Origin of the sequence: Pseudoxanthomonas sp. (genome assembly GCF_035999195.1) — a bacterium.
In the GTDB taxonomy this organism is placed as follows: domain Bacteria; phylum Pseudomonadota; class Gammaproteobacteria; order Xanthomonadales; family Xanthomonadaceae; genus Pseudoxanthomonas_A.
In genome coordinates this window covers 35151-55284 of the sequence record NZ_DASYGY010000009.1, presented here as the reverse complement: position 1 = coordinate 55284, position 20134 = coordinate 35151, and the positions used below count along the sequence as shown (strand labels likewise).

14 protein-coding genes are annotated in these 20134 nt (G+C 68.7%); 7 read left to right on the top strand and 7 right to left on the bottom strand.

What is annotated here, in order from left to right; translation table 11 throughout:
- Position 1: 1 nt before the first annotated feature.
- The gene (locus VGN58_RS07535; protein WP_327482680.1) at positions 2-1234 is read left to right on the top strand and encodes a TraB/GumN family protein; all 1233 of its coding nucleotides are present in this window, start codon (positions 2-4) and stop codon (positions 1232-1234) included.
- Between the two features lie 61 nt (positions 1235-1295).
- Here the strand turns inward: VGN58_RS07535 and VGN58_RS07530 are convergent, their stop codons facing one another.
- Genes VGN58_RS07530 through VGN58_RS07520 form a run of 3 tightly spaced genes read right to left on the bottom strand, consistent with a single transcriptional unit; the run spans position 1296 to position 9060 of the window.
- Positions 1296-4406: an efflux RND transporter permease subunit gene (locus tag VGN58_RS07530; RefSeq protein WP_327482679.1), complete on the bottom strand. Its 3111-nt coding sequence runs from the start codon at positions 4404-4406 to the stop codon at positions 1296-1298.
- Complete coding sequence (locus tag VGN58_RS07525) at positions 4403-7921, bottom strand: efflux RND transporter permease subunit (RefSeq protein WP_327482678.1); 3519 nt, start codon at positions 7919-7921, stop codon at positions 4403-4405. The genes VGN58_RS07530 and VGN58_RS07525 overlap by 4 nt, the downstream gene beginning before the upstream one ends.
- Entirely contained in the window at positions 7918-9060 is a 1143-nt protein-coding gene (locus VGN58_RS07520; RefSeq protein ID WP_414710768.1) for an efflux RND transporter periplasmic adaptor subunit, read from the bottom strand. The genes VGN58_RS07525 and VGN58_RS07520 overlap by 4 nt, the downstream gene beginning before the upstream one ends.
- 352 nt (positions 9061-9412) lie before the next feature.
- Here VGN58_RS07520 and VGN58_RS07515 point away from each other — a divergent pair, with 352 nt between their 5' ends.
- Together VGN58_RS07515 and VGN58_RS07510 are read left to right on the top strand one after the other, a co-directional pair.
- Positions 9413-9811: a c-type cytochrome gene (locus VGN58_RS07515; protein WP_327482677.1), complete on the top strand. Its 399-nt coding sequence runs from the start codon at positions 9413-9415 to the stop codon at positions 9809-9811.
- 7 nt (positions 9812-9818) lie between these two features.
- Complete coding sequence (locus VGN58_RS07510; RefSeq protein WP_327482676.1) at positions 9819-10274, top strand: cytochrome c; 456 nt, start codon at positions 9819-9821, stop codon at positions 10272-10274.
- 161 nt (positions 10275-10435) lie between these two features.
- Here VGN58_RS07510 and VGN58_RS07505 read toward each other — a convergent pair whose 3' ends face one another.
- Both VGN58_RS07505 and VGN58_RS07500 read right to left on the bottom strand, forming a co-directional pair.
- Positions 10436-12082, bottom strand: coding sequence for a hypothetical protein (locus tag VGN58_RS07505; RefSeq protein WP_327482675.1), 1647 nt, complete (start codon positions 12080-12082; stop codon positions 10436-10438).
- A 15-nt stretch (positions 12083-12097) separates the two neighbouring features.
- The gene (locus tag VGN58_RS07500; protein WP_327482674.1) at positions 12098-12694 is read right to left on the bottom strand and encodes an NfuA family Fe-S biogenesis protein; all 597 of its coding nucleotides are present in this window, start codon (positions 12692-12694) and stop codon (positions 12098-12100) included.
- A 94-nt stretch (positions 12695-12788) separates the two neighbouring features.
- On the opposite strand from VGN58_RS07500, the gene VGN58_RS07495 reads away from it, so the two are divergent.
- Positions 12789-13136 carry a 4a-hydroxytetrahydrobiopterin dehydratase gene (locus tag VGN58_RS07495; protein ID WP_327482673.1) on the top strand — a complete coding sequence of 116 codons (348 nt, stop codon included), beginning with the start codon at positions 12789-12791 and terminating at the stop codon, positions 13134-13136.
- A complete protein-coding gene (locus VGN58_RS07490; protein ID WP_327482672.1) occupies positions 13136-13549 on the top strand; it encodes an energy transducer TonB in 414 nt (137 codons plus the stop codon). The genes VGN58_RS07495 and VGN58_RS07490 overlap by 1 nt, the downstream gene beginning before the upstream one ends.
- Positions 13550-13553: 4 nt before the next feature.
- Here VGN58_RS07490 and VGN58_RS07485 read toward each other — a convergent pair whose 3' ends face one another.
- Positions 13554-14552: an RluA family pseudouridine synthase gene (locus VGN58_RS07485; protein ID WP_327482671.1), complete on the bottom strand. Its 999-nt coding sequence runs from the start codon at positions 14550-14552 to the stop codon at positions 13554-13556.
- 386 nt (positions 14553-14938) lie between these two features.
- Here VGN58_RS07485 and VGN58_RS07480 point away from each other — a divergent pair, with 386 nt between their 5' ends.
- Together VGN58_RS07480 and VGN58_RS07475 are read left to right on the top strand one after the other, a co-directional pair.
- Positions 14939-18064, top strand: a complete 3126-nt coding sequence (locus VGN58_RS07480; RefSeq protein WP_327482670.1) for an Rne/Rng family ribonuclease — start codon at positions 14939-14941, stop codon at positions 18062-18064.
- 145 nt (positions 18065-18209) lie between these two features.
- Positions 18210-18959, top strand: coding sequence for a hypothetical protein (locus VGN58_RS07475; RefSeq protein WP_327482669.1), 750 nt, complete (start codon positions 18210-18212; stop codon positions 18957-18959).
- Between the two features lie 390 nt (positions 18960-19349).
- Here the strand turns inward: VGN58_RS07475 and VGN58_RS07470 are convergent, their stop codons facing one another.
- Entirely contained in the window at positions 19350-19997 is a 648-nt protein-coding gene (locus tag VGN58_RS07470; RefSeq protein ID WP_327482668.1) for a response regulator, read from the bottom strand.
- Positions 19998-20134: the final 137 nt, after the last annotated feature.

The following is a 20134-nucleotide window of genomic DNA, read 5'->3' as shown; positions in this document are numbered from 1 at the left end:
GATGACCGAATCCAGCACCGCCGTTGCCGATCCGCTGCACGGACAACCCCACGAGATCGTCGAGCGGGACGGCATCCGCTACACCCTGCTCGGCACGGCGCACGTGTCGCGCGCCAGCGTGGATGCGGTTCGTGCCGCGATCGCCAGCGGCGACTACGACAGCGTGGCGGTGGAACTGGACGCCGGACGCCTGCAGTCGCTGACCGATCCGGACACACTGTCGCGGCTGGACCTGGTGAAGGTGATCCGCGAAGGCAAGACGCACCTGTTCGCCGCCAACCTGGCGCTGGCCGCCTACCAGCGGCGCTTGGCCGAACAGCTCGGCGTCGAACCCGGCGAAGAGCTGAAAGCCAGTGCGCTGGATGCGCAGGCGCGCGGCCTGCCCGTGCACCTGATCGACCGCGAGGTCGGCCTGACCTTCAAGCGCGCCCTGCAGTCGCTGGGCTGGTGGCAGCGCACCAAGGTCGGCGCCGGCATCCTGGCCAGCATGTTCGGCGACGAGGAAGTCGGCGACGACGAGATCGAGAAACTCAAGCAGGGCGACATGATGGAGGCGAGCTTCGGCGAGTTCGCCGCCGAAAGTCCGCAGCTCTACCAGACCATCATCGCCGAGCGCGACCAGTACATGGCGGCGGCGTTGCGCCAGGTCGCCCTCCGCAAGCCGGCCAGTGCGTCGCCGTACCGCGTGCTGGCGGTGGTCGGCGCTGGCCATCTGCCCGGCCTGACCCGCCACCTGCGCGAGGACCTCGCCGATCCGGCCGAACTGCGCAGTGCGCTGGAAGTCGTCAAGCCCAAGTCGCGCGTGCCGTGGATGGAGCTGGTGATCGGCGTGTTCCTAGTCGGCGGTTTCGCCTGGGGCTTCTGGCAAGGCGGCGTGGACGTCGGTTCGGACCTGCTGCTGCAGTGGGTACTGGCCACCGGCGTGCTCGGTGCCATCGGTTGCGCGATCGCAGGCGGGCATCCGCTCAGCATCCTGGCCGCCTTCATCTCCTCGCCGCTCACGCCGCTGCATCCGGCGCTGGCATCGGGCACGGTCAGCGCGTTCGTGGAAGCCACGCTGCGCAAGCCCACCTACGCCGATTTCATGGCCCTGCGCGACGACGTGCAGACACTGCGTGGCTGGTGGAAGAACCGCGTGGCGCGCGTGCTGCTCAACTTCTTCCTGACCAGCCTGGGCACCGCCATCGGCGTGTGGACCGGCGGCCTGCGGATGCTGGGCAAGCTGGTCGGCTGACCGGGAAACTCCGGTCGTAGAAAAAGCCGGGCATTGCCCGGCTTTTTCGTTTCCACTCCCGTTACTCGATGTGCACCGCCGTCACGCTGCCGGCGACGGCTCTGCCGCCGCGCCGCTGGCGGGCCCGCTCGATCGTGCGGGCGGTGCCGCTGCGCAGGTCGTCGAGGATCGCGTAGATCGTCGGCAGGAACAGCAGGCTGACCACCGTCGAAAACGCCAGGCCGCCGGCGATGGCGCGCGCCATCGGCGCGTAGGCCGGGCCGTCACCCGCCATCTGCGTGTTCGCCATCGCGATGGGCACCATCGCCAGGATCGCCGTGCCCATCGTCATCAGGATGGGACGCAGGCGCTCGCGGCTGCCTTCGACCAGCGCATCGGTGCGCGACAGGCCGCGTCGCCGCAGGTTGTTGATGTGCTCCACCATCACGATGCCGTTGTTCACCACCACGCCCATCAGCACCAGGATGCCGATGAAGGACATGATGCCGAACGTCGTGCCGGTCAGGGCGAACAGCCAGAACACGCCGAACACCGAGAACACCACGCCGCTCATGATCGCCGCCGGGAACAGCAGCGATTCGAACACCGCGGCCATCACGATATAGATCATCACCAGCGCGATCAGCAGGTTGAACATCATCTGCGCCATCGCTTCGTCGTCTTCCTGGAAGGCGCTGCCGTCGAACGAGTAGCTGTAGCCGGCCGGGAAGGCGATGCCCTTCAACGTCTCCTCCATCGCCTTGCGTGCATCGGGCACGGTGACCTTGTCGGCCAGGTTCGCCTGCACGGTCACCGTCGTCTGGCGGTTGGTGCGCTGGATCTGGGTGGCCGCCGGCAGCACCGCCACGTTCACCAGACTCAGCAGCGGCACCGTGCGTCCGTCCGGCGAACGCACCATGAAGCCGGCGAGATCCTCGGTGCCGTAATCCTCGGCACCGGCGAAGCGGACCCAGACCGGCACTTCCGTCTCGCCGCGGCGGAATTCGCGCAGCGGCGCACCACGCAGGGCGAGGCTGACGAAGCGCGCGACCTCTTCCGCACTGAAACCGAAGGCGGCCGCACGCTCGCGATCCACCCGCACGGTCAGCTCGCTGTTCTGGTCGCCGACATCCACGCGCACGTCGCGCAGTTCCCTGCGCTTGGCGAGGATCGGGATCAGGTCGTTGGCGATCTCCGACAGCGTCTGGGTGGAATCGCCGACCAGCTGGAACGACACGCTCTGGCCCGGCTGACCGCCACCGCCCTGTCCGCCGCCTTCGCCATTGATGCCGATATTGGCGCGGGCCGATTTGGGCAGGTCCTTGCGCAACTGTTCGACGATGGGCTTGGTTTCGCTGGCCTTCTCGGTGTCGAACTTCACCTGCGTGCCGCCCCAGCCCTGCTCGCTGAAATACGAGTACACCTGGGTGATGCGGTACTTCTCGCGGTTCGCGTCCAGGAACTGCTCGACCTTCAGGATCTCGTCGGACATCTGCTCCTTCGTGTACGCACCCTTCCACTGGTAGTACAGCTCGGCTTCGCCGCCGCCGTCGCCACCGAACATGTCGAACTTGGTGAACTTGATCGGCACGAAGCTCACCACCACGATCAGCAGGATGCCCAGCACGCTCCAGCCGCGATGCTCCAGCGTCCAGCGCAGGAAGCCGGCGTAGCGCTTCTGCATGCGCGGGATGATGCCCGACTCGGTGCGCACCAGCGGCGGCGTCTTGAGCCGTGCCGAGATCATCGGGATCAGGCTCACCGCCACCAGCCACGAGGCCAGCAGCGACACCGAGATGGTGATGGCGATCTGCCCCAGGTAGATGCTGAGGAAGTTGCGCTCGCCGAACAGGTTGGGCACGAACACGATGCAGTGGCAGAGCGTACCCGCCGACAGCGCGATGGCCACGTGGCGGGTGCCGACGATCGACGCCCACACGGGGTTGTCCGGGTACTTCTCGCGCTCCTGGTAGATGCTCTCGACCACGACCACGGCGTTGTCGACGAGCATGCCGATGGCCAGCAGCAGGCCCATCATCGACAGGATGTTCAACGTCACCCCGGCGAAGTACATGAAACCCAGCGTCATCACGAAGCAGATCGGGATGGCCAGCGTGACCATGGCCACCGACGGCCAGTGGCGCAGGAAGAACCACAGCACCACGATCGACAGCACCAGGCCGATCAGGCCCGCCTCGGCCAGCTCCAGCAGCGAGGAGGTGACGTTCTCGCCCTGGTTCTCGATAACCTTGACCTGCACGTCGCTGAGCGAGGGCTGCGACCGGATCGCTTCCACCTCCTTCAGCGCGTTGCTGGACACCTCCACCAGGTTGGCGTTGCGCTCCTTGAAGATGTCCAGGCCGACCGCCGGCTGACCATCCAGGCGGCGACCGTAGTCCATGCGTGCCGGCTTCAGGCGCACGTCGGCGATGTCGCCGAGCCGCACGTTGCCGCTGCCGACCACCAGATCGCGCAGTTGCTGCAGGTCGGTCAGCTCGCCGACCGGCTGCACGCGCAGGCGCTGCGGACCATCGCTGATGACGCCGGCGGAGATCGAGAAGTTCACCGCCTGCAGGCGCTGGGTCAGGTCGTTGAGGCTGAGGTTGTGCGCGGTCAGCCGGTCCTGGTCGATCGCGATCTCGACCTCGTTCGGCGGTGCACCCGACACCTCGACGCGGGCGACGCCGGGAATGCGCTCGATGCGACGCTTGAACTCGCGCTCGATCATGTCGTACGCGCCGGTCAGGTCGGTCTTGCTGGCCAGGCGCACACGCAGCACCGGCTGGTCGGTGGTGGAGAACTTGAAGACGAAGTAGCGCTGCAGGTCTTCGGGCAGCTCGTCGCGGATCGCATCCAACCGCTCGCGGGCTTCCGAGGCCGCGATGGCGACATCGCGGTCCCAGTCGGAGAACTGGATGAAGATCTGCGCGCCCTCGGCCTTGGCGTTGGATTCCATCCGCTTGATGCCGGCCATCGTCGACAGCGCTTCCTCGGCCGGACGCAGCACGGTGCGTTCGACTTCTTCGGGTGTCGAGCCGGTATACGGCAGCGACACGAAGATGAAGGGGGGCGACACTTCGGGAAAGGCTTCCAGCGGCAGGCGGACCGCCGCGATCAGGCCGATCACGAACAGCGAGATGAAGAACATCACCGCCGTGACCGGCCGCTTGATGCTGAACTCCGCGACGCTCATGCGGGCTCGCCCTCCCCGTCGACCGGCATCGCCGCCGTCTTGCGGGCACGACGGCCGCGTTCGCGGTAGTACTCGTCGGCGCGACGGTCCAGCAGGTCGTAGACCACCGGAATCACCAGCAGGGTCAGCAGGGTCGAGACCAGCAGGCCGCCGATCACGGTGATCGCCATCGGCGAGCGCACTTCCGCACCCGGGCTGCCGAACAGCGGCGCGGTGGCCAGCGGCAGGAAGCCGAACAGCGTGCACAGCGTGGTCATGATGATCGGACGCAGGCGCGAGCGGGCGCCCTCGATCAGTGCGTCACGCTTGGACACGCCGGCCTCGCGCAACTGGTTGACCTTGTCGATCAGGATGATCGCGTTCTTGGTCACCAGCCCGACCAGCAGTATCAGGCCGATGAACACCACCACCGACACCGGCGAATTGGTCAGGAACAGCGCCGCCACGGCGCCGACCATCGCCAGCGGAATGGTGAACAGGATGACGAACGGATGCAGCAGCGACTCGAACTGTGATGCCATCACCAGATACACCAGGAACACCGCCAGGCCGAACGCGAACAGCAGCGAGTTGACCGATTCCGCCAGTTCCTCGCCCTGGCCGCCGATGTGCATGCCGACGCCGGCGCCGAGCGGGTTCTCGGCGACCATCTGCTGCACTTCCTGCACGGCGCTGCCCAGGTCGATGTCGCGCAGGTTGGCCGACACGATGGCCACACGCACCTGGTCGGCGCGGTGGATCTCGCTGGGGCCGGTGGTGGCCACCACGTCGGCCACGGCCGACAGCGTCACCGGACGGGCACTGCCCGGATTGACGATCAGCCGGCGGATGCTCTCCACCGAGGCGCGGTCGCCTTCCTGCGCACGCACCAGCACGTCGATCTTGCGGTCACGGAAGCTGTAGCGGGTGGCGACTTCGCCACGCACCTTCTTCACCACCACGTCGGCGATCTGCCGCGTGGTCAGGCCCAGCGCACCGGCGCGCTCCTGGTCGAAGCGGATCTGGATCTCGGGGAAGCCCTGCTCCACCGTCGACTTGACGTCGGCGTAGTGCGGGTTCTCCCGCAGCAGTGCCGCCAGCTTCTGGCCGGCCTGCTCGATGCTGGCCAGGTCCTGGCCACGCAGTTCGACTTCCAGCGGTGTGGAGAAGCTGAAGAGCTCCGGCCGGCTGAAATCGACCTGCGCGCCCGGGTGGTCCTGCATGGTCGTGCGCAGCGCTTCGGTTTCGCGGGCTTCGATGGCCTCGTTGCCGCCGTTGGCCATCACCACCGTCAGCTTGCCGATGTTCTCGCCGCTCTCGGTCGGGTTGGCGTCCAGCCGGGTGCCGCTGCCGCTCACGCCGTACAGCGCATGGATGCCCTCGGCCTTGGCGTGCTTGTTCTGCAGCTCGCGCACCAGGGCATCGGTCTTGGCCAGCGGCGTACCCGGCGGCAGCTTCACCGTCATCTCGAAGCGGTCCTGCGCCAGCTGCGGGATCAGGTCCGCGCCCAGCATCGGCACCGCGGCGAGCGCCACCACGAACGTGGCCGCGGCGAAGCCCAGCACCAGCCACGGTCGCTGCAGCGATGCCGGCAGCAGGCGCATGTAGCCGGCTTCGGCGCGATGGTACGGCGCCATCGTCAGGTCGCTGGCCTTGCGCATGACCGGGCCGACCACGGCGACCAGGCCGCGCCACGCGCGCACCACCACCCAGGCCAGGCCGAAGAAGGCGTAGCGGAACATCGCACCGATGCCGCGTCCGCTCGCGGCGACCGGCTTCTGCCAGCGCGAGGTCGGCTTCCACTGCGGGTGCGGCGCTTCTTCCGGGAACGCCAGCGGCGGGCGGCCCTTCAGCGAGCTCAGCATCGGGATCAGCGTCATCGACACGATCAGCGAGATACCGATGGCGATCGCCACCGTCAGCGCCTGGTCGCGGAACAGCTGGCCGGCGATGCCCTGCACGAACACCAGCGGCAGGAACACCGCGATGGTGGTCAGCGTGGAGGCCACCACCGCCATGCTGACTTCGCGGGTGCCGACCATCGCTGCTTCCAGGATGCCTAGGCCGCGTTCGCGCGCCTTGGCGATGCTTTCCAGCACCACGATGGAGTCGTCCACCACCAGGCCGGTGGCCAGCGCCAGGCCGCCCAGCGACATGACGTTGAGGCTCAGTCCCAGCTCGCCCATGAAGAAGAACGTGGTGACGATGGAGACCGGCAGCGACAGGCTGATGACGAAGGTGCTCCAGCCATCGCGCAGGAACAGGAAGATGATCAGGATCGCCAGCAGGCCGCCGATCACGGCGTCCTTCTTGACGTCGGCGATCGCGTGCTCGATGAACAGCGACTGGTCGTCGATGATCGTCAGTTCGACATCCGGCGGTACCTGCTGCTTGAGCTGTTCCAGCTTCGCTTTCAGCGCTTCGGCCGTGGAGACGGTGTTGGCATCGCCTTCCTTGTAGATGGCCAGCTCCACCGCTTCCTTGCCGGCCAGGCGGATGATCGCCTCGCGCTCCTTGAAGCCCTGGCGCACGTCGGCCACGTCCTTCAGGCGCACCGGCATGCCGCCGGCGATGACGTTGCCGCCGCCGCCCGAGGCGCTCTGCACCGAGGCCGCCGCTGCCATCGCTTCGGCCGAACCGGTGGACGCCGCGATCGCCGCCATCTGCGCCGCTGCCGATGCCGCAGCGTTGTCGCCGCCGCTCTGCGTGGTCACCAGCATGTCGCGGATTTCGTTGACGGTGGCGAACTGGTTGACCGTCCGCACCAGGTAACGCTGCGAGCCTTCTTCCAGGCGGCCGCCGGAGATGTTGATGTTCTCCTGCTGCAGGCGCTGGATGACGGTGTCGATCGGCAGGCTGAGCTGGGCCAGCTTCTGCTGGTCGATGTCGACCTGGATCTCGTCCTCCAGACCGCCACCGACCTTCACCGCGGCGACGCCGCTGACCGGTTCCAGCTTCTTCTTCAGGTCGTCGTCGGCATAGCGCCGCAGCTCGGTGAGCAGGCGGATCGCGTCGGTGTCGTTCTTCGGTTCCTGCTTGTTGGACAGCACCAGGCGCAGGATCGGCTCGGTGGAGGGATTGAAGCGCAGCAGCACCGGCGCCTTGGCCTCCAGCGGCAGCGACAGCACTTCCATCTTGTCGCGGACTTCCAGGCTGGCCTGGTCCATGTCCGTGCCCCAGGCGAACTCGAGCACCACGTCGCTCTGCCCGGTGCGCGAGACCGACTTCAGCTTGCGCAGGTTCTTCACCACGCCGACGGCTTCTTCCACCGGCTCGCTGATCAGCGTTTCGATTTCCGACGGCGCCGCACCGGTGTACTCGGTGCGCACGGTCAGCGTGGGATAGCTGAGATCGGGCAGCAGGTTGACCTTCAGCGAGCCCAGCGCGATCACGCCGAACAGGAACATCGTGATCCAGAACATCGCGATGGTGACGCGGCGGCGGGTGGAGAACTCGACGAGTCCGCCGCCCATGGTCCCGTCGCCACCCGGTGCGTGGGGGTCGTGTTCCCCCGGAACGTGGCCCGGCGTGCTCATTGCTTGCTTCCTGCGGTCTTGGCGGCGTCCGCCTTGGCGGCGACCTTGGCCGGCTCGGCGCCGATCACCTGCACGGCACTGCCTTCGCGCAGCGCCACCTTGCCGGCGGTGACGACCTGCTCACCGGCCTTCAGGCCTTCGCGCACCTCGATCCACTCGCCATCCACGTAGCCCACCTTCACCGGCACGCGCGCGGCCTTGCCGTTGCGCACGGCGAACACCGCCGGATCGCCATCGTCGAGCAACGCGACGCGCGGTACCACCAGTGCGTTGGCGCGCTGGTCGTAGTCGATGCGGATGCGACCGAACATGCCCGGCTGGAGCACCCCGTCGCTGGCGAACGAACCCACCACGCGGAAGGTGCCGCTGCCCGAATCCACCACCGGCGCGATGCGGTCGACCGTGCCCTGGAACACCTTGCCCGGCAGCGCGTCCACCGCCAGCGCGATCGGCAGGCCCGCCTTCAGCGTGGACAGTTCGCGCTCGGGCACGTTCAACGTGGCTTCCAGGCGCGACTGGTCGACGATGCGGATGATCGGCGTATTGATCTGCACGAAGTTGCCGGTCTTGATGGACCGCGAGGCGACCACGCCGGAAATCGGCGCGGTGACCGTGGTGTACGACAGTTCGAGCGCGGCGGCGCGGTAGAAGGCCCGCGCGTTCTCCAGGTCGTACTTGATCTGGTCGACGTCGTTGGCGCTGATCATCTGCTGCTCGACCAGCTGCTGCGCACGGCGGTAGTTGTTCTCGAGCTTCCGCATCTGCGCTTCGGCCTGGGCCACCTGCAGGCGCAGGCGGTCGGGGTCGAGCCGCACCAGCGCCTGCCCGGCGCGGACCACCTGCCCTTCCTCCACCAGCACGGCGAGTGCCACGCCGGAGGTCTTGGCGACGACCTGCGACTCGCCCAGCGCCTCGAGCGCGGCCGTGCCGCTGTAGCTGGCCGCGACCGGACGGTGGGTAACCTTGGCGACCTCGACCGGGACCGCGTCGGGCTCCTTGGGGGCATCGCCGTTCTTGGCCTGGGCCTCGGGCGTCGGGCCGCCCCCCTTGCAGGCGGACAGGACCAGCAGGCCGCACAGCACGGGGACCAGGGCCAGGCGCAGGTAGGAACGGCCGGATTCGGGGCGGGGTCGGGACATGGGGGCGGTACCGTGGTGGTGTTGTGGTGGTGTTGTATGAAGGTATATCACCCATGAACGACTTCCATGCGCCGAAGGTCATGGTGACTTGCGTCGGACGTCGTGCTGCCTGCGTCCCGACCCAGGCGTCGATGCCTCGCACCGCGTTCGCCTTCGACGACGCGAAGCACTGTCTATTACACCCACAACGTCGATGCGTCACCGCGCACGGCAACCGCCCGGCGGCGCACGCCAGCGTCCTTTCGCTCGACCGCGCGCTCTGTGCGCGACATTCGGTCGCAGGCTATACTTGCGTTCAGCCAAGCGCTGCGGTGGTACGTGGCGCGCGCAACCTGAGAGTTTCACGAGAATGATGCGACTGCTGCCGCTCGCCGCTTGCCTTGCCTTGGCCGCCCTTCCGCTGGCCGCCCTGACCGCTCAACAGGATTCCCAGGCCGCGCCGCCGGCGACCGAAGCCGCCGCTCCGACCGCGGCACCCGCCGCCGCTCCCAAGCCGCTGGTCGGCAATGCCGACACCGGCCGCACCCTGACCTACACCTGCCAGGGCTGCCACGGCATCGTCGGTTACAAGAACGCCTATCCGAGTTTCAAGGTGCCCAAGATCGGCGGGCAATCGGCCGACTACCTGGCCAATGCCCTGACCGAGTACCGCACCGGCAACCGCAAGCACCCCACGATGCAGGCCCAGGCCCAGAGCTTCTCTGACCAGGACATCGCCGACATCGCCGCATTCCTCTCCACCGTCAAGTAAGCCCACCATGCCCAACGCCAAGCACGCCCAGCGTCTAGCCATCGCCCTGTTCGCGGCCCTCGCCCTGGTGGCTTGCTCGAAGGAGAACACGGAGGCTTCGGCCGCCGATCCGGGTCACGCCAGTGGCGAGCACGGGTCCAGTTCGTCCGCCGGCCTGCCCAAGGGCCACATCGCCAAGGGCGAGGAACTGGCCAAGGCCAAGGGCCAGGCCACGGGCCAGAGCTGCATCGACTGCCACGGCGCCGAAGGCAACGCACCGATCGACGACACCTACCCCAAGCTCGGCGGCCAGTACGGCGACTACCTGGCGCATGCGCTGCAGGCCTACCGCAGCGGCGATCGCCAGCACGCGCTGATGACCCCGCAGGCTGCCGCCCTCAGCGACCAGGACATCTCGGACCTCGCGGCGTATTTCGGTTCGCGTCCCTCGCAGCTGCGCGACCTGCACGGCGTGCACGAGTAGGTCTTCCCCCTATCGGGAATGCGGAAACGGAGCCCGAGGGCTCCGTTTTTGTTTCCAGGCGAATTCGGCTGCTGTGGGAGCGACGTCAGTCGCGATGAAGCATCTGGATGGCTCATCGCGACTGACGTCGCTCCCACAGGAACAACGAAACCCTTGCCTTCTCAGCTGTCGGTCGGGATCGGTGTTCGCTTGACCGGGATCTCCGGCGGCGGACGCGCCCTGGGCGGCTCCGGGAACAGGCTGCCCAGGCCGCAGCCGCCACCCAGTTGCAGCACGGAGATCGCGCACTTGAGCTTCATGTTGGTGCCGGGAATCGGAATCTCGACCTCGCGCACGTTGCGCCGCACCCATTCGGCGAGCAGCGATTCGCTGGGCACCCAGTACTTGTCGAAACTGGTGGGCTCGTAGTCGTAGGGCGGCCGCTGCAACCAGGTGCCCGCCTCGTCCAGCCGCTCGCGCGTCCACTGATCGTTGCCGCCGCCGGGCGCGCCGCGTTGCGCCGTCGCCTCACCGGCATTGCCGGGCACGCGCAGGCTGCCGTCGGCGTTGTAGAGGCCGGGCCGGTCGCGCCCGTCGGACGCACTGTCGCCCGCCACGTTGCGCCGGCTGTTGCCCCATTCATCCGTGCCCGCCGGCGTATTCCAGCCACCGGGTCTGGCAGCCGGCAACGCGCCCGGCGCGGCGGAGGTGGAGGACGCATTCCCCCGTGGGGATGCACTCGTCGCCGCTGACGTTGGCGCGGCAGTGCGATCGGCAGAAGACGACGCGGTACTCGGCTGAGGTGCGCTGGACGGTGCCGGAGGTGCCGGTCGCGGTGACGGCTCGCCGACCTCGGCCTGCCTCACGCTGCGTTCCTGCGTGGCGACGGGACGCGGCGCCACCTCGCGGGAAGGGACAGGCACCGCCCGGACCTGCGGCGCGGGCGCGGCCACCTCGCGCTCCCTGACCTGGGCCTCGCGCGTGGCCACGACGGGAACGTCGACGGCACGTACCGGCACGTCACGCCGCACGACGGGTGCGGCCAACGGACTGGGGATCTCACGGGTGGGGACACCGATGTCCCGCAAGGCCGGCTGGGTGATTTCGGCCTGCCGGGGCGTGGGCGGCGGCAGCACGAACGCGCGGGTGGGTTCGGCGACCTCGGTCACCTGCAGTGGCTGATCGGCGATCTCCGGTACGGGCACGTCACGCGGCGGAACCGGCGGCACATCCACCGCCACCTCCGGCGCAGCGGCATCCGAAGGCGGCGGCGAGGTATCCACCGGCTGCGGTTGTGCCGGCACTGGCGAGACCGAGGGTCGCGACGACGGTGCCGCCGCCGGCGCCTGCTGGGCGGTGGCTTCGCCAGCCTGCGTGGCGCCTCCCGCATCTTCCGGACTGCCCTCGCCGATCATTTCCAGCCGCACGCGACTGCTGTCGCCGGCCTCGTCGGGCGGCGGCGGAATCTGCACCAGCGCCACCCACAGCAGGAACAGGAAGAACAGCAGGTGCAGCAGGCTGCTGCTGACGCCGGCGACCCAGCGCAGCCAACGTTCTTCTCGCGGCGGCGGCCCCCAGCCCTGGTAGAACAGCGAGCGCAGCGCCAGCGCACGGCCCGGCAGGAACGGCGCCGCACGCCGCGCCTTCGGCGCATGCGAGGCCAGCAGGTCGAGCATCGCGTCCGCCTTCTCGCGGGTGATGCGGCCCAGCCGCTCGGGCAGCGCACGCAGCCAGAGGCCCCAACCGAAGGGCAGGCCGGTCTGGCGTTCGACGATGGGGGCCGCCTTGCGCGGCAGCAGGTGTGCGATTACGTCGGTGGCGTTCGTCACCGGCGGTGGGCTCCGTCAGGCCGCGTTGCCGCGCGGGATGTACGGCGCGTCGCCGGTCCCGTGATCGGTCGCGTCGCGGACCGCAGTGACGCCCGGCACGCGGGCCATCAGCGTCTTCTCGATGCCCTGCTTGAGGGTGACATCGGCCATGCCGCAGCCGTGGCAGCCGCCGCCGAAGCGCAGCCACACCACGCCCTCGCCGCTGACCTCCTCCACCGCCACGCGCCCCTTGTGGGACGCCAGCTGCGGATTGATCTCGTTGTCGATGACCCAGCGCACGCGTTCGACCAGCGAGGCCGTCTCGCCAGGCGCCTCGCCCTTGATGCGCGGTGCCTTGATGGTCAGCTGCGCGCTGGCGCCCTTCAGTACGTAGTCGATATCGGCGCCATCCAGCCAGTGCACGCTGGCCGCATCGACATACAGGGTGAAGCCGTCGCAGTCGACGGCCCACTCGTCCCCCGCCAGGTCGCGCGGTTCGGCGAACTCCAGCCTTGCATCGGCCTGCGCCGTGCCGGGATGGACCGCGCTGAGGCGCACGCCCAGCCCCGGCAGGGCTTCGCGTTCGATCAGCTTGCGGAAGTGCGCCTGCGCGCTGTCGGAAATCTGGATCATGAGGGCTATTCTAGCCCCCTGCCCCACGGGCATTCACATCCACAGGCCGGTCGTCGTGCTTCATTCAGACTGGTCGCCCCGCAGGAGACACGCCATGTCCGATCTGATTCCCCTCGCCCGCGCGCACTGCGTACCGCTGCGCGGCGGCGAGCACCGCCTGCCGCCGGCCCGCATCGCCGAACTGCTGCCGCAGATCCCCGGCTGGGAGGTGGTCGAGGACGGCCACGCGCTGTCGCGTACGTTCCCCTTCGACAACTACTACGAGACGATGGCCTTCGTGAATGCCCTCGCCTTCATTGCGCACGCCGAGGATCACCATCCCGACCTGGGCGTGCACTACAACCGCGCCGTCGTGCGCTATTCCACGCACGATGTGGGCGGCCTGAGCGAGAACGACTTCATCTGCGCGGCCAAGGCCAGCGCCCTGCTCGGAGAAGCCTGATGGAACGTCATGCGTTTGTACCGCCGATGCTGCTGCTCGCCGGCGTGTTCGCCCTGTCGGCCTGCGCCAAGAAGCAGGAGGAATCGGCGGCGCCGCTCATCGCGCCGACCGAACTGGCGGCCATCGACACGCCGCCACCCGCCTACCCGGCCGAGGCCGAGTGCAACAGCGACGGCGGCACCACCGTGCTGCGCGTGACCATCGAGAAGGACGGCGTGCCGGCCCGCGTGTCGCAGGTGCAGGGCAGCGGCAACGCCGCGCTCGACAAGGCCGCGCTGGAGGCCGTGCAGACCTGGCAGTTCCGCGCCGCCACCCGCAACGGCAAACCGGTCAGCCACACCATCAACGTGCCGGTGACCTTCCCGCCCGTACTGGAAAAGCCGACGCGCTGCTTCGCTCAAGGCGCCGGCTGAGTCATCAGCCGAGGCGATCCAGCGCCTCCGCCAGGTCCTCGGACAGCGGGGCGTTGAGCACGTAGGGCGTCCTGCCGCCGTCCAGGGCGAACTGCAGCGAGGCGGCGTGCAGAAACAGGCGCTTCAGGCCCACCTGCTCGCGCAGGCGCTTGTTGACGGCCGGATCGCCGTACTTGTCGTCACCGGCCACCGGATGGCCGATGTGCTGCGCGTGCACGCGGATCTGGTGGGTGCGGCCGGTCTCGATGCGCACCTCGCAGTACGAATGACCGCCGCGCCGCTCCAACACGCGGAAGTGGCTGAGCGACTCCTTGCCGTCGCGGTGCACCTGCACGTGGCGCTCGCCGCCCTGGCGCAGGCCGATGTGCAGCGCCGCATCCACGCTCATCACGCCGTCCGGCATGCGGCCGACCAGCAGGGTCAGGTAGCGCTTCTCGATACTGCGGGTGCCGTCCTCGCTGTCCTCGCGCAGCAGCGCCTGCAGTTCGGACAGCGCCGACCGCTTCTTGGCCATCACCAACAGGCCGGACGTGTCGCGGTCCAGCCGATGGACCAGTTCCAGCGTCTGGTTCGGCCGCAGCGCGCGCATCGTCTCGATGGCGCCGTGGCTGATCCCGCTGCCGCCATGGCTGGCCACGCCGGTCGGCTTGTTGATGACCAGCAGGCGCTCGTCCTCGAAAACGATGGCAGCCTCCATCCGCTTCAGGAAACCGCTCGGCGGCGCCACCTTGTCTCCCACCTCGACGAGACTGACGGGCGGAATCCGGACCTCGTCGCCGCCCTCCAGCTTCCGCTCGGCCTTGGCCCGCCCCCCGTTCACCCGCACCTGGCCGCTGCGCACCAGCTTGTAGACCAGGCTGCGTGGGGCCCCTTTCAGCTGGCCGAGCAGGAAGTTGTCCAGCCGCTGCCCGCCCCGGTCCTCGGGCACCGTGACCGTGCGCACGGCGCTCTTGGCGCCCGCAGCAGGCTTCTCGGACGGGGGGCTGGGGTTGGAGCCATTCATTCTGTTACACTCAGAGGGCGAGATAAGGGTTTGATTTCGCAGGGAGTTGCAGTTGGGCCAGAAGCCCGTCTCCCCGCGATTCCGGCAAGTGCGCGGCCACCGCCCCAGGGGCGGCCATGTTAGCGGCTGATCGGCAGGCCCGGATACCGCCGGGTGCGTGACGGCACCTGATGCTGAACATGTCCCGCGTGGCGCCCCCTTCCGAGGGAAGCTGCCTCCGGCCCCGCAACACCTATTAGAAAGAAAAGCGCTCCCGCGGCCTGCCGTGGTGTCGTAGCGCTGGAAACCCGAATCTGCCCCGCTGCGCCTGCGCAAGGGGCGGTGCAACGTTCCAGAGGCGAAACCCCATGGCGTTCCGCGCGGTAGCAGCGCGCGAGGAACGCACAATGAAACGCATGTTGATCAATGCCACGCAGGCCGAAGAGCTGCGCGTGGCCATCGTCGACGGTCAGACCCTGTACGACATCGATATCGAACAGCCGTCGAAGGAACAGAAGAAGTCCAACATCTACAAGGGCCGCATCACCCGGCTAGAGCCCTCCCTGGAAGCCGCCTTCGTCGACTACGGCGCCGACCGCCATGGCTTCCTGCCGCTGAAGGAAATCTCCCGCGACTACTTCCAGGCCGGCGTCGACCACAACAAGGCCGGCATCCGTGAACTGCTGAAGGAAGGCCAGGAAGTCGTCGTCCAGGTGGACAAGGACGAGCGCGGCAACAAGGGCGCTGCCCTGACCACGTTCATCTCCCTGGCCGGCCGCTACATGGTGCTGATGCCGAACTCGCCCACCGCCGGCGGCGTGTCGCGCCGCATCGAGGGCGACGACCGGGCCGAGCTGAAGAAGGCGATGGACGCGCTGGCCATCCCCGACGACATGGGCGTGATCATCCGCACCGCCGGCGTCGGCCGCGACGCCGAAGAGCTGCAGTGGGACCTGGACTACCTGCTCAGCGTGTGGAAGGCGATCGCCGAAGCCGCCCTGACCAAGCCGGCCCCGTTCCTGATCTACCAGGAAAGCCGCCTGATCGTGCGCGCCCTGCGCGACTACCTGCGCAGCGACGTGGGCGAGATCCTGGTCGACACCGACGAACTGTACGAGACCGCCCGCGAGTTCATGCAGCAGGTCATGCCGCACAACCTGCGCAAGCTGAAGCCGTACAAGGACGACATCCCGCTGTTCAACCGCTTCCAGATCGAGTCGCAGATCGAAGGCGCCTACGAACGCAACGTCCGCCTGCCCTCCGGCGGCTCCATCGTGGTCGACCAGACCGAGGCGCTGACCGCCATCGACGTCAACTCGGCGCGCGCCACCAAGGGCGGCGACATCGAGGAGACCGCGTTCCACACCAACATGGAAGCGGCCGAGGAAGTGGCCCGCCAGCTGCGCCTGCGCGACCTCGGCGGCCTGGTGGTGATCGACTTCATCGACATGTCGAGCAACAAGCACCAGCGCGAAGTCGAGAACAAGCTGCAGAACGCACTGAAGTACGACCGCGCCCGCGTGCAGATCGGCCGCATCTCGCGCTTCGGCCTGCTCGAGATGAGCCGCCAGCGCCTGCGGCCCTCGCTGGGCGAGTCCAGCCAGATCGTCTGCCCGCGCTGCGAAGGCCACGGCCGCATGCGCAGCGTCGAGTCGCTGTCGCTGTCGATCATCCGCGTGGCCGAAGAGCACGCGATGAAGGACAACACCGGGCAGGTGCTGATCCAGGCGCCGATCGAGATCGCCAACTTCCTGCTCAACGAGAAGCGCAGCGCCCTGCGCGAGATCGAACAGCGCCACGACGCGCCGGTCATCATCGTGGCCGACGAGGCGCTGCATACGCCGCACTACGAAGTCACCCGCATCCGCGAGAACGAGCTGGGCGAAGAAAGCAGCAAGCCCAGCTACCACCGCGGCACCCAGCGCAAGCTGCCGGTGCATGCGTTGACCAAGGCGCAGCTCAACATCCCGGCCGCGCCCGCCGTCACCCATGTCAAGCACACGCAGCCGGCCCCGGTGCGCGAAGAGCGCGAAGCGCCGGCACCGGTGGCCGCACCCGCACCGGTCGCACCGCCGGCCCCCGTGGCCGCGCCGGCCTCGGGCGGCGTGGTCGGCTTCTTCAAGCGCCTGTTCGGCGGTGGCGAAGCCGCAACGCCCGCCCCGCAGGCGCGTCCGCAGCAGGACAGCCGCCCGCGCAACGACCGCAACAACAACAGCCGTCGCGAGAACCGCGACAATCGCGGCCAGCAGAGCCAGGGCCGGGGCGGCAAGCAGGACAACACCCGCCGCGACGAGCGCAACAAGGGCGAGAAGCAGCAGGGCGGCAACGCCCAGCAGCAGAAGCCGCGCAACGAGCCGCAGGGCCAGAAGCAGCAGAAGCCGCAGAACGGCCAGGGCAACGCGCAGCAGCAGCCCCGGGCCCCCAAGCAGGCGCAGGGTCAGCAGGGCGGCAAGCCGCAGCAGGACGGCCAGCCCCAACGCCAGCCGCGTGCGCCGCTGCAGCAGGACGCCGCTGCCAAGCCGGCCGCACCCGTCGCTGCCGATGCGGTGACGACGGCCGCCGCTGTCGTCGCCACGCAGGACGTCGCGCGCACCGCACCGGCCGCTGCGCCGACGCCGGTTGCAGCGACCGACGTGCCGGCCATCGACACCGACGCGACGCAGGTCGTCACCGTCGACGGCGACGCCGCACCGACCGCCGACGCGGGCGAGACCGGTGAAGGCGGTCGCCGCCGTCGTGGCCGCCGCGGAGGCCGTCGCCGCCGCCGTGGCAATGGTGAAGCGGGCGCCGCCGGTGACGAAGGCGCGCTGTCCGATGACCTGGGTGGCGATGACGAGGCCCCGGTCGCCGACCGTTCGCAGCCGGAGTTCGACTTCGACGACGAAGAACTGGCCGTCGCCGCGCCGCGTGCGCCGAAGCCGCAAGCGGCTCCCGCCGTCGCCCCTGCCGCACCCGTCGCGGCGGCAGCGCCGGTCGCGGCCGCCGTGGTCGCTGCGCCCGCCGCTGACCCGACGCCGGCCATCGTTCCCGCGCCGGTCGTGGTGGAGACCGCTGTGGCCGCCGAGGTCATCGAGGACGTGAAGGCCGAAGCGGCCCGCGCGCAGCCCGAGGTGACCGCCACGGTGCAGCAGGAAGCTCCGGCTGCCGTCGCCGTCGTCGACACGGTGAAGGCCGAGATCGCCGCCGAACCGGCTCCGGTGATCGCAGCCGTCGAGGTGCCGGCGGTCGAGGACGACCGCAACGTCACCGCGCGCAGCGAACCCGTGCAGATCGACCTGGTCGACGCCGTGAACGAAGCCACCGCCGACACTGCGACGCCGGTGGACGTCGCAGCCCCCACCCCGCCGGCGGCCACGCCGAAGCCGGTCAGCACGCCGGCCACCGGCTCGCTGTTCTTCGTCGCCGACGCGGACACACCGCCGTCGGTCACGCGCAGCCTGTTCGAGCCGGTGGTTACGCCGGTCAAGCCGGCCGACGGGATCGCCCAGGCCGACAAGCAGGACGAGGAAGGCAGCGAGGAACGCAGCGCCTGACGCGCCGCGCTCCTTCCTGGCGGTAAAGCACACTGGCCGCGCAAGCGGCCAGTGTCGTTTTCAGCGCCCTGGATCGGCACGGGTTGGCAAGGGCCCGACGAGCCGACTACAGTCCTTCCATGTTCCCTGTGCATGGATGCCTGTGATGAAGCGCAACACGCTGCCCGTACGCGCGTCGTCCGCCCTGGGCGCCGTCACCGCCGCCCTGCTTGCCGCGCTGCCGTTCCAGGGGGACGCCCAGCAACGCAGCGTCCGGGGATGGGCCGAAGGCCCCTATCAGGTGAAGGGCACGGGCGGCGCACAGTCGCTGCTGTTCGAGTGGAAATTCCTCGATGTGTACTGCATCGACATGCCGCCGTTCAGACCGGCCACGGATGTGGTGCACGGGACGCTGGGCGGCGGTGCGATCTCGTTCTACCGCCTGCGCTACGAGAACGACCTGAGCGCCTATGTGGTGACCTCCACCGTGCCGAAGGATCGCAGCCCGGCCGACGAGTACCGGATCCTGCTGCAGCGCGAACAAGAAAGCGCGCGCGCCGTCGCGTCGGTCGCGTCGGCCGAACGGTATCGCGTCGACACCGGCACATCGTCGTTCGGCCCGACGGTGAAGCTGCGGCTGTTGAACCTCGGCGACGACGATCCCGATGAACCCTTTCCCGTCAGCCGTGCCCTGCTCGACGCACCGGACGAGCCGCTGCGCTCGCTCTCGGTCCACCGTCTGTTCGTGCACGGCGGCAGCCGCTACGAGATCGCCGTGCGGGGCGTTCCCACCGAAGGTGAAGGGCGTGCGGCGCTGGAAGCACGGGCCACGCAGCTTGCCGACACCATGGTGGACTCACTGCAGACCTGCACTGCGGCGATGGAAGCGAAGGCACAGGCGCAGCCCGCGCGCTAGCGCGCACATCCTCATGCCCGCGGTGGATTCCCGCGCGCGTTGGAATGAGGAACCTGCGCGGAACGGCAGCCCGCCGTCGTCCCCGCGAACGCCGGGACCCATCTTGCGCCTGCGGTGACATCAGCGGCGCGCATGGGCAATGGATTCCAGCGTTCGCTGGAATGACGGCATGGGAACGGGATGGATCAACCACCGTCGTTCCCGCGAACGCCGGGACCCACCTTGTGCCTGAGGTGACATCAGCGGCGCCCATGGGCAATGGATTCCAGCATTCGCTGGAATGACGGCATGGGAACGGGATGGCTCACCATCGTCGTCCCAGCGAACGCTGGGACCCATCTTGCGCTTGCGGCGATGTCAGCGGCGCGCACGGATCGTGCGCATCCCGGCTCAGAGCGAGCGCGTCGGGTCCATCAGGCCCCACTGCGCGGCCAGGCGTGCCAGGGCGATGGTGTCCTGCACGCCGGTCTTCTCGAACAGGCGCGTCTTGTGCGTGTTCACCGTCTTCGCGCTGAGGCTCAGGCGCCGCGCGATCTCTTCCTGGCGCAGGCCCTGGGTCAGCAGCATGGCCACTTCCAGTTCGCGCGGGGACAGCGCATCGAACGGCGAGGCGTCGCCGCCGACCGTGTGCAGCGCCAGGTTCTGCGCCACGTTGCTGCCCAGGTAGCGCTTGCCGCGCGCCACGTCGCGCACGGCGCGGATCAGTTCCGCCGCATCGCCGGCCTTGCCGAGATAACCGGACGCACCGGCTTCCAGCAGGCGCTTGGGCAGGGGGCCATCCTCGAGCACCGACACGATGATCACGCGCACGCCCATGTCGGCCCGCACGATGCGTTCGGTCACTTCCAGCCCGCTGTAGCCCGGCAGGTGCAGGTCGCACAGCACCACGTCGGGTTTCAGCTGGCGCACCAGCGGCAGGGCCGCCTCGCCGGTTTCCGCCTCGCCCACCACCTCGATGTCCGCGTCGGTGCCGAGGATCATGCGCATGCCGGTGCGCACCAGCGCGTGGTCGTCGATCAGGAAAACGCGGATGGTCATGTAAGCCGATGCCTGGGGAGAGAACGGGTCCAGCGTAGAGGGGCCGTCCGTCGCCGCGCAATTAACATTGTATCGGTGCCCGGCGACTACATGGGTGTAGTCGCCCGGTGCGTGCGGCATACTCGGATTTTCCACGG

Coding starts and splice junctions, on each gene's coding strand:
- VGN58_RS07520 (WP_414710768.1), bottom strand. CDS start 9,060: ATGTCCCGACCCCGCCCCGAATCCGGCCGTTCCTACCTGCGCCTGGCC.
- VGN58_RS07515 (WP_327482677.1), top strand. CDS start 9,413: ATGCGACTGCTGCCGCTCGCCGCTTGCCTTGCCTTGGCCGCCCTTCCG.
- VGN58_RS07495 (WP_327482673.1), top strand. CDS start 12,789: ATGTCCGATCTGATTCCCCTCGCCCGCGCGCACTGCGTACCGCTGCGC.
- VGN58_RS07475 (WP_327482669.1), top strand. CDS start 18,210: ATGAAGCGCAACACGCTGCCCGTACGCGCGTCGTCCGCCCTGGGCGCC.
- VGN58_RS07470 (WP_327482668.1), bottom strand. CDS start 19,997: ATGACCATCCGCGTTTTCCTGATCGACGACCACGCGCTGGTGCGCACC.
- VGN58_RS07490 (WP_327482672.1), top strand. CDS start 13,136: ATGGAACGTCATGCGTTTGTACCGCCGATGCTGCTGCTCGCCGGCGTG.
- VGN58_RS07480 (WP_327482670.1), top strand. CDS start 14,939: ATGAAACGCATGTTGATCAATGCCACGCAGGCCGAAGAGCTGCGCGTG.
- VGN58_RS07500 (WP_327482674.1), bottom strand. CDS start 12,694: ATGATCCAGATTTCCGACAGCGCGCAGGCGCACTTCCGCAAGCTGATC.
- VGN58_RS07525 (WP_327482678.1), bottom strand. CDS start 7,921: ATGAGCACGCCGGGCCACGTTCCGGGGGAACACGACCCCCACGCACCG.
- VGN58_RS07485 (WP_327482671.1), bottom strand. CDS start 14,552: ATGAATGGCTCCAACCCCAGCCCCCCGTCCGAGAAGCCTGCTGCGGGC.
- VGN58_RS07535 (WP_327482680.1), top strand. CDS start 2: ATGACCGAATCCAGCACCGCCGTTGCCGATCCGCTGCACGGACAACCC.
- VGN58_RS07510 (WP_327482676.1), top strand. CDS start 9,819: ATGCCCAACGCCAAGCACGCCCAGCGTCTAGCCATCGCCCTGTTCGCG.
- VGN58_RS07530 (WP_327482679.1), bottom strand. CDS start 4,406: ATGAGCGTCGCGGAGTTCAGCATCAAGCGGCCGGTCACGGCGGTGATG.